Annotated in this window: 14 protein-coding genes; 7 read left to right on the forward strand and 7 right to left on the reverse strand. The window is 70.8% G+C overall.

Going from position 1 to position 12,280, the window contains the following annotated elements:
- Nucleotides 1-2 precede the first annotated feature (2 nt).
- On the reverse strand, nucleotides 3-611 hold the full coding sequence (locus ACZ4VW_RS21875) for a TetR/AcrR family transcriptional regulator (protein WP_467964848.1): 609 nt from the start codon (nucleotides 609-611) through the stop codon (nucleotides 3-5).
- Nucleotides 612-728: 117 nt separating this feature from the next.
- Between ACZ4VW_RS21875 and ACZ4VW_RS21880 the strand changes: the two genes are divergently transcribed.
- Nucleotides 729-1,595 (forward strand): NAD(P)-dependent oxidoreductase, encoded by an 867-nt coding sequence (locus ACZ4VW_RS21880; RefSeq protein WP_467964850.1) that lies wholly within the window; start codon nucleotides 729-731, stop codon nucleotides 1,593-1,595.
- A 50-nt stretch (nucleotides 1,596-1,645) separates the two neighbouring features.
- Here ACZ4VW_RS21880 and ACZ4VW_RS21885 read toward each other — a convergent pair whose 3' ends face one another.
- Nucleotides 1,646-3,232 (reverse strand): serine/threonine-protein kinase, encoded by a 1,587-nt coding sequence (locus ACZ4VW_RS21885; RefSeq protein WP_467964852.1) that lies wholly within the window; start codon nucleotides 3,230-3,232, stop codon nucleotides 1,646-1,648.
- 152 nt (nucleotides 3,233-3,384) lie between these two features.
- On the opposite strand from ACZ4VW_RS21885, the gene ACZ4VW_RS21890 reads away from it, so the two are divergent.
- Together ACZ4VW_RS21890 and ACZ4VW_RS21895 are read left to right on the forward strand one after the other, a co-directional pair.
- Nucleotides 3,385-4,422, forward strand: coding sequence for a C40 family peptidase (locus ACZ4VW_RS21890; RefSeq protein ID WP_467964854.1), 1,038 nt, complete (start codon nucleotides 3,385-3,387; stop codon nucleotides 4,420-4,422).
- A gap of 182 nt (nucleotides 4,423-4,604) precedes the next feature.
- Nucleotides 4,605-5,315 carry a phosphatase PAP2 family protein gene (locus ACZ4VW_RS21895; protein WP_467964856.1) on the forward strand — a complete coding sequence of 237 codons (711 nt, stop codon included), beginning with the start codon at nucleotides 4,605-4,607 and terminating at the stop codon, nucleotides 5,313-5,315.
- 262 nt (nucleotides 5,316-5,577) lie between these two features.
- Here the strand turns inward: ACZ4VW_RS21895 and ACZ4VW_RS21900 are convergent, their stop codons facing one another.
- Nucleotides 5,578-5,739, reverse strand: a complete 162-nt coding sequence (locus ACZ4VW_RS21900) for a hypothetical protein (protein WP_467964858.1) — start codon at nucleotides 5,737-5,739, stop codon at nucleotides 5,578-5,580.
- A 100-nt stretch (nucleotides 5,740-5,839) separates the two neighbouring features.
- Between ACZ4VW_RS21900 and ACZ4VW_RS21905 the strand changes: the two genes are divergently transcribed.
- On the forward strand, nucleotides 5,840-6,658 hold the full coding sequence (locus ACZ4VW_RS21905) for an SCO4651 family lipoprotein (RefSeq protein WP_467964860.1): 819 nt from the start codon (nucleotides 5,840-5,842) through the stop codon (nucleotides 6,656-6,658).
- 102 nt (nucleotides 6,659-6,760) lie between these two features.
- The gene (locus ACZ4VW_RS21910; protein ID WP_467964863.1) at nucleotides 6,761-6,943 is read left to right on the forward strand and encodes a hypothetical protein; all 183 of its coding nucleotides are present in this window, start codon (nucleotides 6,761-6,763) and stop codon (nucleotides 6,941-6,943) included.
- Between the two features lie 91 nt (nucleotides 6,944-7,034).
- On the opposite strand, the gene ACZ4VW_RS21915 is transcribed toward ACZ4VW_RS21910, so the two are convergent.
- The gene (locus ACZ4VW_RS21915; protein ID WP_467964865.1) at nucleotides 7,035-7,394 is read right to left on the reverse strand and encodes a metal-sensitive transcriptional regulator; all 360 of its coding nucleotides are present in this window, start codon (nucleotides 7,392-7,394) and stop codon (nucleotides 7,035-7,037) included.
- A gap of 193 nt (nucleotides 7,395-7,587) precedes the next feature.
- Here ACZ4VW_RS21915 and ACZ4VW_RS21920 point away from each other — a divergent pair, with 193 nt between their 5' ends.
- Together ACZ4VW_RS21920 and ACZ4VW_RS21925 are read left to right on the forward strand one after the other, a co-directional pair.
- On the forward strand, nucleotides 7,588-8,208 hold the full coding sequence (locus ACZ4VW_RS21920) for a DUF47 domain-containing protein (RefSeq protein WP_361858055.1): 621 nt from the start codon (nucleotides 7,588-7,590) through the stop codon (nucleotides 8,206-8,208).
- A 6-nt stretch (nucleotides 8,209-8,214) separates the two neighbouring features.
- Nucleotides 8,215-9,213, forward strand: a complete 999-nt coding sequence (locus tag ACZ4VW_RS21925) for an inorganic phosphate transporter (protein ID WP_467964867.1) — start codon at nucleotides 8,215-8,217, stop codon at nucleotides 9,211-9,213.
- A 124-nt stretch (nucleotides 9,214-9,337) separates the two neighbouring features.
- On the opposite strand, the gene pstB is transcribed toward ACZ4VW_RS21925, so the two are convergent.
- Genes pstB through pstC form a run of 3 tightly spaced genes read right to left on the reverse strand, consistent with a single transcriptional unit; the run spans nucleotide 9,338 to nucleotide 12,186 of the window.
- A complete protein-coding gene (pstB, locus tag ACZ4VW_RS21930; RefSeq protein WP_467964870.1) occupies nucleotides 9,338-10,114 on the reverse strand; it encodes a phosphate ABC transporter ATP-binding protein PstB in 777 nt (258 codons plus the stop codon).
- A gap of 27 nt (nucleotides 10,115-10,141) precedes the next feature.
- Nucleotides 10,142-11,218, reverse strand: coding sequence for a phosphate ABC transporter permease PstA (gene pstA, locus ACZ4VW_RS21935; protein ID WP_467964873.1), 1,077 nt, complete (start codon nucleotides 11,216-11,218; stop codon nucleotides 10,142-10,144).
- Entirely contained in the window at nucleotides 11,215-12,186 is a 972-nt protein-coding gene (gene pstC / locus ACZ4VW_RS21940) for a phosphate ABC transporter permease subunit PstC (protein WP_467964875.1), read from the reverse strand. The genes pstA and pstC overlap by 4 nt, the downstream gene beginning before the upstream one ends.
- Between the last annotated feature and the right edge of the window lie 94 nt (nucleotides 12,187-12,280).

The following is a 12,280-nucleotide window of genomic DNA, read 5'->3' on the forward strand; positions in this document are numbered from 1 at the left end:
CGTCAGGCGTACGAGGCGATCAGGCGTGAGAGGTGGCGGCCGGCCAGGAGCAGGGGCGTCTCCGAGCGGGTGAGCTGGGCGGAGACCTCCGCGCCCTCCAGGGTGTTGATGACCGTCGCCGCGAGGGACTCGGCCTCGGGGTCGGGGAAGCCGCAGCCGAGGAGCTTGTCGGTGACCAGCCTCTGCCAGGCCAGCAGGGCTTCGGCGCAGGCGCGTTGGATCGGGTTGTCGGTGCCGAGGGTCTCCAGGGCGGCCGCGGTGACGGGGCAGCCGTCGGTCCAGCCGGAGGCGCGGAGTTCCGTGGCCAGGAGGCGGGCGCAGGCGTCGACCGCGGCGCCGGGGGAGTCCTCGCTGTCCAGGGCGGTGCGCAGCAGCGCGGCGAACTCCTCGCGGCCGTGCTCCATCGCCGCCACGGCCACGGCCTCCTTTCCGCCCGGGAAGAAGTGGTAGACGGAGCCGAGGGTGGCCTCCGCCTCCTGGGCGATCTGCTTGATGCCCGTGCCGACGTAGCCCTGGCGCTGGATGAGGCGCGAGGCGGCGACGACGATCCGGTCGCGGGTCCCGCTGGGGTTGTTGCCGGCGGTGGGGGTGCCGGCGCTGCTGGTCTGCATGCGGAGCAGTCTATCCAGGAATTAATTAGAGCGTTCGTTTTAGACCTGTGCTAGCTTCGGTCCTGCTCGCTAGATAGAGCGCTCGTTCTAGACCACCCACACGAGGGGATTTTCCGCATGCCCAAGAACTCCGTCACCGTCATCGGCCTCGGCCCCATGGGACAGGCCATGGCCGCCACCTTCCTCGACCGCGGCCACCAGGTCACCCTGTGGAACCGCACCGCCTCCCGCGCCGACGAGCTGGTACGCCGTGGGGCCGTCCTCGCGGCCACGCCCGCCGAGGCCGTGGCGGCCAACGAGCTGGTGGTGGTCAGCCTCACCGACTACGCGGCGCTGTACGACGTACTGGAGGGTGTGGACCCCGCCGTCCTGTCCGGCCGGGTTCTCGTCAACCTCAGCTCCGACACACCGCTTCGGGCCCAGGAGGCCGCGGCCTGGGCGCGGGAGCGGGGCGCGGTCCAGCTCACCGGCGGGGTGCTCGTGCCGCCGTCCGGCATCGGCCGGCCCGGCTCCTCCGCCTTCTACAGCGGCCCGCGCGAGGTCTTCGAGGCCCACCGCCCCACCCTCGAAGTGCTCACCGGCACGGACTACCGGGGGGAGGACCCCGGGCTGGCCGCGCTGTTCTACCAGCTCAACATGGTCATGTTCTGGACCGCCCTCAGCGGCTACTGGCAGGCTCTCGCCCTCGCCGACGCGCACGGCTTCAAGGCCGGCGACATCCTGCCGTACGCCGTCAACGCCCTGGACCTGAAGCAGTTCGTGGAGTTCTACGCACCACGCGTCGACGCCGGTGACCACTCCGGTGACGTCGACCGGCTCGCGATGGGTCTCGCGAGCACCGAACACGTCCTGCACACCATCACCGACGCGGGCGTCGACGGGGCGCTCCCCGCCGCCGTCGTCGACCTCTTCCGGCGCGGCGTCGAAGCGGGGTACGGGCAGGACAGCAGCTCCAGCCTCGTGGAGGTCCTGAAGCGGAAGTGAGGGCGGCGCGGACGAGGCGTGACCCGGGGCAACGCCCCGGAGCAATACACCTAGGGCCGGGTCGGCGGCGTGTGGAAGCCCGTGCAGCCGAAGCGCCGCCACTCGGTCCGGTCGTCGCCGTCCGCCCGGTAGGCGACCACCGTCCAGTCCCCGTCCTTCGACGTCACCGGCGGCGCCCCCGCGAAGTCCCCGGGGTACGTGAGGGTCTTCTCCGCCCCGCCGACCCGCAGCGGAGCGGAGGTGAAGCCGAACCCCTCGGCGCCGGGCGGCTTCACGCCGACCACCAGGCGGTAGGGCGCCCCGCCCGAGAACGCGAGCCTCACCTCGGCCGAGGGAGAGCCCGAGCGGTACGTGACCGAGGTCGACGAGGTGCTGCCGGAGGGGCCGCCCTCGGGCGGGCGGTCGCACTCCCCGGCGCCCAGCCGCGCCTGCTTCGGGTCCTTCGACAGCGCCCAGCGGACCTCGGACGCCGACTCGACCACGGACGCGGACGGGGTCGGGGTCGGGGTCGGGCGGGTCGGGCCGGTCGGTTCCACCGGCTGGGACGACGCGGCCTCCGCGCCCCTGTCCTTGCCTCCGCCCCCACCGTCCCCACCGTCCCCCTCACCCCAGCCCTGCCACGCGGCCGTGCCCACCACGCCGGCCAGCGCGAGGACCAGCGCCCCCGTCCCCCACCACCCACCACGGCCGCGCCGCGCACGAGCCGACGCCTCATCCGTCTCCGCCGCCGGATCCCTCGCCGGATCCCTCGCCGGATCCGCGCCCATATCCCCCGCCGGATCGGCAGGGGCGTCGACCCGTGTCGGCGACAGCGCCGTGCCCCCGTCTCGCGGGCCACACCGCGCGATCACCTCCGCGAGCTCCGGGCGGTCCGCGGGGTCCTTGGCCACGCAGGCCCGGATCAGCGCAATCAGCTCCGGATCGGGGTCCGTCCCGCCCGCCAGGTCGATCTCCTCGTGCACCGCCCTGTAGGAGACGGCCTCGGCGGGCCCGTCCCCGAACGGCGGCCGGCCCGTCGTCACGTACGCCATCGTGGCGCCCAGCGCGAAGACGTCCGCCGCCGCCGACGTCTCGTTGCGCAGCAGGACCTCCGGCGCGGTGAACCCCGGCGTCCCCGGCGCCGCGCCCGTCCGCGTCAGGGCCGTGTCGTCCGAGCCCCGCGCGATGCCGAAGTCGATCAGCCGGGGCCCGTCGGCCGCCAGGATCACGTTCTGCGGCTTCAGGTCCCGGTGGGTGATCCCGTACGCGTGGACGCTCTCCAGCGCCACCGCGAGCGCCGTGAGGAGCCGACGGCACTCCGCCGCCGGGAACGACCCCTGCGCGCCCACGGCCTGACGGAGGGTGGGGCCGGGGACGTACTCGGTGGCCAGCCAGTACGGCGCCGCGTCCAGCGAGGCGTCGACCAGTTGCGCGGTGTGCGGGCTGCGGACGGCCCGTACCGTCGCGACCTCCCGCCGGAACCGCGCCAGCGCCTCCCGGTGACCGGTGATCTCCTCCCGGATCACCTTCAGCGCGACCATCCCGCCGCCCGGCGAGCGCGCCAGGTACACCTGGCCCATGCCGCCGGCCCCGAGCCGGCCGAGCAGGATGTGGTCGCCTATGCGCGCGGGGTCCTGCCCGGGTCTCAGTGGGTCCACGCTGCCGCACTGTAGTGCGGGCGGTGTCGTCCGCGCGGGCCGTCGGCCTCCTCCGGACACTTCCTGTCCGTCCCGTTTGCCACCCCCCGAACCGCCTCCCGCCACCTAGACTTGGCGAGGATGGACTGCCAAGACCCTAGGGGTGGTTGACGGTGCGTAAGGCGCGAGGGGCGCGCAAGGCGTGGCTGGTGGGCGCGGGGGTCTTCGGGGCGTGCCTCAGCTTCGTCGCGCTGCTCGTCGTCGGTACGTACTCCGCCGCGGCCGGGCTCCTCGGTGGTGCGGGGAACGCCAAGAACGGCACGGTCGGACTGGCCAAGGGCGCCGTGCCGGCCGCGTACCAGGGGCTGGTGCAGAAGTGGGGGAACCTCTGCCCCGCCATCAACCCCGCCCTGCTCGCCGCGCAGCTCTACCAGGAGAGCGGCTGGAACCCGCGGATCGTCTCGCCCGCCAACGCCATGGGCATCGCCCAGTTCATCCCCGGCACCTGGGCGGGTCACGGCATCGACGGAGACAAGGACGGCGACCGGGACGTCTGGGACCCGGCGGACGCGATCCCGTCCGCCGCCTCGTACGACTGCGAGCTCGCCGGCTATGTGAAGGACGTGCCGGGCGACCCGACGAACAACATGCTGGCCGCGTACAACGCGGGGGCGTACCGGGTCATAAAGTCCGGTGGGGTGCCGCGCATCAGCGAGACGCAGAACTACGTGCGGATCATCCGCTCCCTGGAGAAGAGCTTCGCGCGGCCCCTGGGCCGGGTCGATCCCTCGCGGCAGGCCGCCGGGGCGATCCACTTCGCACAGCAGAAGCTCGGTACGCCCTATCTGTGGGGCGGGACGGGAACGGCCGCGCAGAATGGCCGATTCGACTGCTCCGGCTTGACACAGGCGGCGTACCGGACCGTCGGGATCGAGCTGCCGCGCGTCGCCAACGACCAGTACAACGCGGGGCCCCACCCCGCCCGTGCCGAGCTGCTCCCGGGCGACCTCGTCTTCTTCTCCGACGACCTGACCAACTCGCGCGCCATCAGGCACGTCGGCATCTACGTCGGCGGCGGTTACATGATCGACGCGCCGCGCACCGGGGCCGTGATCCGCTTCACCAAGATCGACACTCCGGACTACTTCGGGGCGACCCGGGTCACCCAGGAGGGCGCGGCGGCGCTCCCGACGCACCTGCCGCAGACCTGACGCGCTGTCGGACATGGCCGGAACTCTCCGTTAAGCACAGGCCCTGAGCTGCGACGACGTGTCACTCTTCGGTAACGTCGTGGTGATCGTCGAGGAAGAGCGGAACGTCCGCCTCAGGCGGTTCGTTTCCTGATCCGACCGCCCACGGTCGACTCACGTGACAAGGCAAGGGGCCGCAGCAGATGGCTGGACTCGCATCGGACGGTTCGAACCCCGATGTCAGCCTGCTCTACGACATCAACGGGCTGGCGCGGGAAGCCCCGCCGTGGTTCGACCGTGTCATGGGGTTCGTCGGCGAGTACGGGATCATGCTCGGCCTCGTCCTCGTCGCGCTCTGGTGCTGGTGGAGCGCCCGTCGGCGCGGCACCCTGACCGACTCCGTCACCGCTCTCTCGGGACTCGTCTGGGCCCCGCTGGCCGCGGGCATCGCGCTGCTCGTCAACATTCCCATCCGCGGGTTCGTCGAGCGACCACGGCCGTTCAAGGACCATGACGGTCTCGACGTCCTCGTCGACGGGAAGACCGACTTCTCCTTCGTCAGCGACCACGCCACCATGGCGATGGCCATCGGTGTGGGGCTCTTCGTCGCCCACCGGAAGTTCGGCCTCGCCGCCATCGGCCTCGCCTTCGCCGAAGGCTTCTGCCGCGTCTACATGGGCGTGCACTACCCGACCGACGTCATCGGCGGCTTCGCTCTCGGTACGGCGGTGACGCTGCTCCTCGCCCCCGTCGCCCACGCCCTGCTGACCCCGGTCGTGTCCGCGGTCGCCCGCTCCCGGCACGGGGCGCGGCTGGTCCGCTCCCGGAGCGCCGCCGAGCGCTGCCCGCAGCCCGAGACGCTCGGCATCCCCGAGCCGCGCCTGGGATCCGGCGAGAACGACCTGGCCGCGTGACCGCGCCGGAGTCCTGACCGCCCCCGAGCCCCTACCGCTCGAAAGCGCCTGCCGCTCGAGAGCCCTGGCCGCTTGAGACCCCCTGCCGCCCAAGACCCCTGACCGCGCAGGGGGCCCGCCTTCGAGAGCGGTCCGGCCCCGCGAGAGCGATCCGACCGCGAGAGCGATCCGACCGCGAGAGCGATCCGATCGCGCGATCGGTCCGGCCCCGAGAGCGGTTCCCTCCCCGTGAGCGACCTCGTCGCGCGGGCGGCCCCGCCGGCTAGGCGGTCGGCTGTCGTGCCTCGGCCGCGTGCGTCGCCGCGTCCGACCGGGCCTTGTCCCGCGATCTGCGTGCCGGGCCCGTCCAGCCGCAGCTGCACCGGGCCATCGCGAAGGAGCCGCGTTCCGTCGTGGTCGTGTGATGCGGGGCCTGCTGATGCACGGATCCACCGTACTGCGCGTGACGGGTGGCCCGGGACCGTCGTTAGGGGGTCGGGCGGGTCCCGGACAAGCAGCGGTACGGCGTTGGGGGTTGGCAGGCGATGGTGGTGCAGCGGTACGGGCGCGGGGGCGGCTCCCTCGCCGTCGCGGCGGCCCTGGTCGGGGCGGTGGCCTCGGGCGGGTGCTCCGCCCCCGAGGACTCCAAGCCGGGCGGCGACCCGGTGAGGACCGTGCGGGGCGCGGCCGAGGTGCTGACCCGGGCCGGCACCTCCAAGGCGAGTACGAGCATGGAGATGGCGGCCGGCGGGACCCGGGTGACCATCCGGGGTGAGGGCGGGTACGACTTCCGCCGGCGCACCGGCCGGCTCCAGGTCGTCCTGCCCAAGGACGCGGCCGGGGCCTCCGAGCACCGGCCCATCACCGAGCTGCTGGCGCCCGGCGCGCTCTACATGAAGAACCGCGGCGCCGGCGTCCCGGCCGACAAGTGGGTACGGGTGGACACCACCACCCTCGACGACGGCAACCTCGTCACCGGCGGGGCCACCGACCCGGCCGCCGCCGCCGAGCTGCTGCGCGGCGCGCAGCGGGTGACGTACGTCGGCGAGGTCGATCTCGCGGGGGTGAAAGTCAGCCACTACCGCGGGGTGACCGACATCGCCGTGGCCGCCCGGGCCGCCTCGCCGCAGGTGCGCGGGGCGCTGGCCGCGGCGGCGAAAGGGTTCGCCAAGGACTCCGTGCCCTTCGACGCGTATCTGGACCACGAGGGTCGGCTGCGCAAGGTGCGCCACCAGTTCAGCTTCGTCAACCAGGGACGTACGGTCGCCGTCGCGTCCACGACGCTGCTGTACGGGTTCGGTGCCGCCGTCGACGTACGGCTGCCGAGCCGCAAGGACATCTACGCCGGGAGGATCAAGGCGTAGCGGGAGGCGGGCGCAGGCCATTCCCAAATGGTCCGGACGTGTCATGCGCGGTGCGTGGCGCGCTCCCTACGCTGGGAGACCGACGCCGGCAGGAAGAGGTGAATGCGCGTGGCTCCGCCCAGTACCGCGACAGTGCCCACTGACCAGGACTGCGTCGCTCTCGCCGAGATCGAACTGTGCGGCGAACTGATCATCGCGGCCTCGGCCGCTGACGGGGAGCGGCTCAGCGCGGCCCGGATCGACGAGGTGCTGAGGGTCGTGACGGAGCGAGCCGAACGGTGCTGACCCGCCGGCCGGCCCGCCCCCGCCGGCCGGCGGGGCGGTCCGCCGGGCCCGTGCGTCGGGCCGGCGCCGTCCGCCGGGCCGGACCCGGCTCTCAGGTGCGCATCATCCGGGCGATGGCCTTCGTGGCCTCCTCGACCTTCGCCTCGATCTCGTCGCCGCCCTTCATCGCCGCGTCGGCGACGCAGTGGCGCAGGTGCTCCTCCAGAAGCTGGAGCGCGAAGGACTGCAGGGCCTTCGTGGAGGCCGACACCTGGGTGAGTATGTCGATGCAGTACGTGTCCTCGTCGACCATCCGCTGCAGACCGCGGATCTGGCCCTCGATCCGGCGCAGCCGCTTGAGGTGCTCGTCCTTCTGCTTGTGGTAGCCGTGCACGCCGTGGTCGTGGTCGGTCAGGGGCACAGCGCTCTCGACGGGCTGGGGGATGCCCTCGGCCGCCTCGGTGGTCGTCATCGCGTCCTCCCGTTGTCCAGAAAGGGTGTGTATACCCCTCGTGGGTATATGGTACCGATCCCCGCCGATCCGGGCGGGGGCCCGTGCAGATCACTGTGCCTGATGGGCGACACTGAAGGGACGCCGGTTAGCCGTGGCCGGATGATGCGCCTAGCATCAGCCTGACCGAAACCCAGCACCCCGAGGACCCCACGTGCGATTTCGTCTGACCCCCAGGGAGACGAGCTTCTACGACATGTTCGCCGCGTCCGCGGACAACATCGTCACCGGCTCGAAGCTCCTGATGGAACTGCTCGGAGCGGACACCTCCGCCCGGGCCGAGATCGCGGAGCGGATGCGGGCAGCGGAACACGCCGGTGACGACGCCACCCACGCGATCTTCCACCAGCTGAACTCCTCCTTCATCACGCCGTTCGACCGCGAGGACATCTACAACCTCGCGTCCTCCCTCGACGACATCATGGACTTCATGGAGGAGGCCGTCGACCTGGTCGTCCTCTACAACGTCGAGGAGCTTCCCAAGGGTGTCGAGCAGCAGATCGAGGTGCTGGCCCGCGCGGCCGTGCTGACCGCCGAGGCGATGCCGCACCTGCGGACGATGGACAACCTCACCGAGTACTGGATCGAGGTCAACCGCCTCGAGAACCAGGCCGACCAGATCCACCGCAAGCTTCTCGCGACGCTCTTCAACGGCAAGTACGACGCCATCGAGGTGCTCAAGCTCAAGCAGATCGTGGATGTGCTGGAAGAGGCGGCCGACGCCTTCGAGCACGTGGCGAACACGGTGGAGACCATCGCGGTCAAGGAGTCCTGAGGCTTCGTGGACACCTTTGCGCTGATCGTGACCATCGGTGTCGCGCTCGGCTTCACGTATACGAACGGGTTCCACGACTCCGCGAACGCCATCGCCACCTCGGTCTCGACCCGGGCGCTGACGCCGCGCGCGGCGCTGGCGATGGCCGCCGTGATGAACCTCGCCGGAGCGTTCCTCGGCAGCGGCGTCGCCAAGACGGTGAGCAAGGGCCTGATCGAGACGCCCGAGGGCAGCAAGGGGATGGGCATCCTCTTCGCCGCGCTGGTCGGCGCGATCGTCTGGAACCTGGTCACCTGGTACTTCGGTCTTCCGTCCTCCTCCTCGCACGCGCTGTTCGGCGGCATGGTGGGCGCGGCGCTCGCGGGCGGGATCGAGGTGATCTGGTCCGGGGTGCTCGAGAAGGTCGTCATCCCGATGTTCATCTCGCCGGTCGTCGGTCTGCTCCTCGGCTACCTGGTCATGTGCGCGATCCTGTGGATGTTCCGCAAGGCGAACCCGAGCAAGGCGAAGCGGGGCTTCCGTATCGCCCAGACGGTGTCGGCGGCGGGCATGGCGCTGGGGCACGGTCTGCAGGACGCGCAGAAGACGATGGGCATCGTGGTGATGGCCCTGGTCATCGCCGATGTCGAGCAGGCCGGTGACGCGATCCCGGCCTGGGTGAAGATCGCCTGTGCCGTGATGCTGTCGCTCGGTACGTACGCGGGTGGCTGGCGCATCATGCGCACGCTCGGCCGCCGGATCATCGAGCTGGACCCGCCGCAGGGCTTCGCGGCGGAGACCACGGCGGCGTCCGTGATGTACACGGCCTCGTTCATGTTCCACGCGCCGATCTCGACGACGCACGTGATCACCTCGGCGATCATGGGTGTGGGCGCCACGAAGCGTGTGAACGCGGTCCGGTGGGGCGTCGCGAAGAACATCATCCTGGGGTGGTTCATCACGATGCCGGCGGCCGCGCTGGTGGCGGCGGTGAGCTACTACGTGGTGAAGCTGTTCTTCGGGTAGTTCCCGGAAGCCGTACGGAAATGGGCCCGCCCCCTCGGGTAGAGGGGGCGGGCCCTTCGTCATGCGGTGGCACCGCCATGCAGCACCGCAGGACGCCACGCGGCGGAGCCGCATGGTCTGTGGGCTATCCGAAGCGGCCGGAGATGTAGTCCTCGGTCGCCTGGACGCTCGGGTTGGAGAAGATGCGCTCGGTGTCGTCCAGCTCGATCAGCTTGCCCGGCTGGCCGACGGCCGCCAGGTTGAAGAAGGCCGTGCGGTCCGAGACGCGGGCGGCCTGCTGCATGTTGTGCGTCACGATGACGATCGTGAAGCGCTCCTTCAGCTCGCCGATCAGGTCCTCGATCGCCAGCGTGGAGATCGGGTCCAGGGCCGAGCAGGGCTCGTCCATCAGCAGGACGTCGGGCTCGACCGCGATCGCGCGGGCGATGCACAGACGCTGCTGCTGACCGCCGGAGAGGCCGGAGCCCGGCTTGTTCAGACGGTCCTTGACCTCGTTCCAGAGGTTCGCGCCCTTGAGGGAACGCTCGACGATGTCGTTGAGCTCGGCCTTCTTGTACCGGCCGTTCAGCCGCAGGCCCGCCGCCACGTTGTCGAAGATCGACATCGTCGGGAAGGGGTTGGGGCGCTGGAACACCATGCCGACCGTGCGGCGCACCGCGACCGGGTCGACGTGGGAGCCGTACAGGTTCTCGTCGTCCAGCATCACCTTGCCCTCGACGCGGCCACCGGGGGTGACCTCGTGCATGCGGTTCAGGGTGCGCAGGAAGGTGGACTTGCCGCAGCCGGAGGGGCCGATGAAGGCCGTCACCGAGCGGGGCTCGACGGTCATGGAGATGTCGTCGATCGCCTTGTGGGCGCCGTAGTAGGCGGAGAGGCCGCTGACGTCGATTCGCTTGGCCATATCAATTCACTTCCAGAGTGACCGCGGTCAGCGGCCGGACTTCGGGGCCTTCCAGCGGGCGATGCCGCGGGCCACCAGGTTGAGGATCATGACGAAGGCGATCAGGACGAGCGCGGCGCCCCAGGCGCGGGCCACGGCTGCGTCGGTGCCGACCGCGTACTGCTCGTACACGTAGAGCGGCAGGGAGGACTGAGCGCCTTCGAAGGGGTTCGGGTTGATGAGCTTCGTACCGAACACGAGGAGCAGGACGGGGGCCGTCTCACCGGTGATGCGGGCGATCGCGAGCATGACGCCCGTGGTGATGCCGCCGATCGCGGTGGGCAGGACCACCTTCAGGATCGTGCGCCACTTCGGGATGCCGAGGGCCAGGGAGGCCTCGCGCAGCTCGTTCGGGACGAGCTTGAGCATTTCCTCGGTGGAGCGGACCACGACCGGCATCATCAGGATCGCGAGGGCCATCGCGCCGGCGAATCCGGAGGGCCCGAAGCCCAGCATCAGATTCCAGGTGGCGAGGATGAACAGACCCGCGACGATCGACGGGATGCCCGTCATGACGTCGACGAAGAAGGTGACGGCCTGCGCGAGCCTTCCGCCGCCGTACTCGACGAGGTAGACCGCGGTCAGCAGGCCGATCGGCGCGGCGATCAGGGTCGCGATGCCGACCTGCTCGATCGTGCCGAGCAGCGCGTGGTAGACACCGCCGCCCGCCTCGGCGTCGAGGACGCCGTTCATCGAGTGGGTCAGGAAGTACGGGTCGAGGACTTCCAGGCCCTTGCTGATCGTGACCCAGGCGAGGGACAGCAGCGGGATGACGGCCAGGACGAAGCAGACCCAGACGAGGCTGGTCGCGACCCGGTCCTTGGCCTGGCGGGAGCCCTCGACCTTGGTGGTGATCGCGTAGGTCGCGGCGACGAAGAACAGCGCGGCGAGCAGGCCCCACTGGATCCGGCTGTGCCAGCCGGCCGCGAGACCGAGGCCGACGCCGCCGGCGATCGACCCGATGGCGATGGCGAACGGGGTCCAGCGCGGGAGCCGGGCGTGCTTGAGCGGGTCGTGCGTGACCAGGCTCTTCACGGGCGGACGGTCCTGTATGGCGTGGCTCATGCCGCGGCCCCCGAGTACTCCTTGCGGCGGGCGATGATCCACCGGGCCGCGCCGTTGACCAGCAGGGTGATGACGAACAGGACCAGACCGGAGGCGATCAGGGCGTCCCGGCCGAACTCGTTCGCCTCGTTGAACTTGGCGGCGATGTTCTGGGCGAACGTGCCGCCGCCCGGATCGAGCAGGTGGCCCGAGAGGACGAAGCTGGGCGAGAGCACGACGGCCACTGCCATCGTCTCACCGAGCGCCCGGCCGAGGCCCAGCATCGAGGCGGAGATGATGCCGGAGCGGCCGAAGGGGAGGACCGACATCCGGATGACCTCCCAGCGCGTGGCGCCGAGGGCGAGGGCCGCCTCCTCGTGCATCTTCGGGACCTGGAGGAAGACCTCGCGGGTCACGTTGGTGATGATCGGCAGGATCATGATCGCCAGCAGGATGCCCACGGTGAACATGTTGCGGGCGACGCCGTCGCTGGCCTTGTCGAAGATGTACGTCCAGCCCAGGTACTCGTCGAGCCACTGGTTCAGGCCGTCCAGGTACGGGACCAGGAAGATCGCGCCCCAGAGGCCGTAGATGATGCTGGGCACGGCGGCGAGCAGGTCGACCACGTACGCGAGCGGCTTGGCCAGCTTGCGCGGGGCGTAGTGCGAGATGAACAGCGCGATGCCGATGGCCACCGGCACGGCGATGACCATGGCGATGATCGACGAGACGACCGTGCCGAAGGCGAGGACGGCGATGCCGAAGACCGGCGGGTCGCCGGCCGGGTTCCACTCGAAGGTGGTGAAGAAGTTCGTGGAGTCCTTGGAGATCGCGAGGACGGCGCGGTAGGTGAGGAAGCCCGCGATGGCGGCCATCAGCACCAGGAGCGTGATGCCCGATCCGCGGGACAGACCGAGGAAGATCCGGTCTCCGGGGCGGGTCGCGCCCTTGGCGCGCCCGTCGTTCTCTATGGGTGTTGTCGTAGCCATTCCGACTCTCCGGTCTGCGGAGCCGGTACAGATGTACGGGCTCCTGGCGGCGGTGCACCGGATGCCGGGCCGGTCCGTCGGTGGTGGCCGACGG

It is taken from the genome of Streptomyces sp. NPDC029139 (genome assembly GCF_055564335.1).

Excerpts from the sequence above, each read along its gene's own strand:
- pstB (WP_467964870.1), bottom strand. The coding sequence starts at position 10,114 with ATGGCCAAGCGAATCGACGTCAGCGGCCTCTCCGCCTACTACGGCGCC.
- ACZ4VW_RS21910 (WP_467964863.1), top strand. The coding sequence starts at position 6,761 with ATGCGCGTGGCTCCGCCCAGTACCGCGACAGTGCCCACTGACCAGGAC.
- ACZ4VW_RS21905 (WP_467964860.1), top strand. The coding sequence starts at position 5,840 with ATGGTGGTGCAGCGGTACGGGCGCGGGGGCGGCTCCCTCGCCGTCGCG.
- pstA (WP_467964873.1), bottom strand. The coding sequence starts at position 11,218 with ATGAGCCACGCCATACAGGACCGTCCGCCCGTGAAGAGCCTGGTCACG.
- ACZ4VW_RS21895 (WP_467964856.1), top strand. The coding sequence starts at position 4,605 with ATGGCTGGACTCGCATCGGACGGTTCGAACCCCGATGTCAGCCTGCTC.
- ACZ4VW_RS21875 (WP_467964848.1), bottom strand. The coding sequence starts at position 611 with ATGCAGACCAGCAGCGCCGGCACCCCCACCGCCGGCAACAACCCCAGC.
- ACZ4VW_RS21880 (WP_467964850.1), top strand. The coding sequence starts at position 729 with ATGCCCAAGAACTCCGTCACCGTCATCGGCCTCGGCCCCATGGGACAG.
- pstC (WP_467964875.1), bottom strand. The coding sequence starts at position 12,186 with ATGGCTACGACAACACCCATAGAGAACGACGGGCGCGCCAAGGGCGCG.
- ACZ4VW_RS21915 (WP_467964865.1), bottom strand. The coding sequence starts at position 7,394 with ATGACGACCACCGAGGCGGCCGAGGGCATCCCCCAGCCCGTCGAGAGC.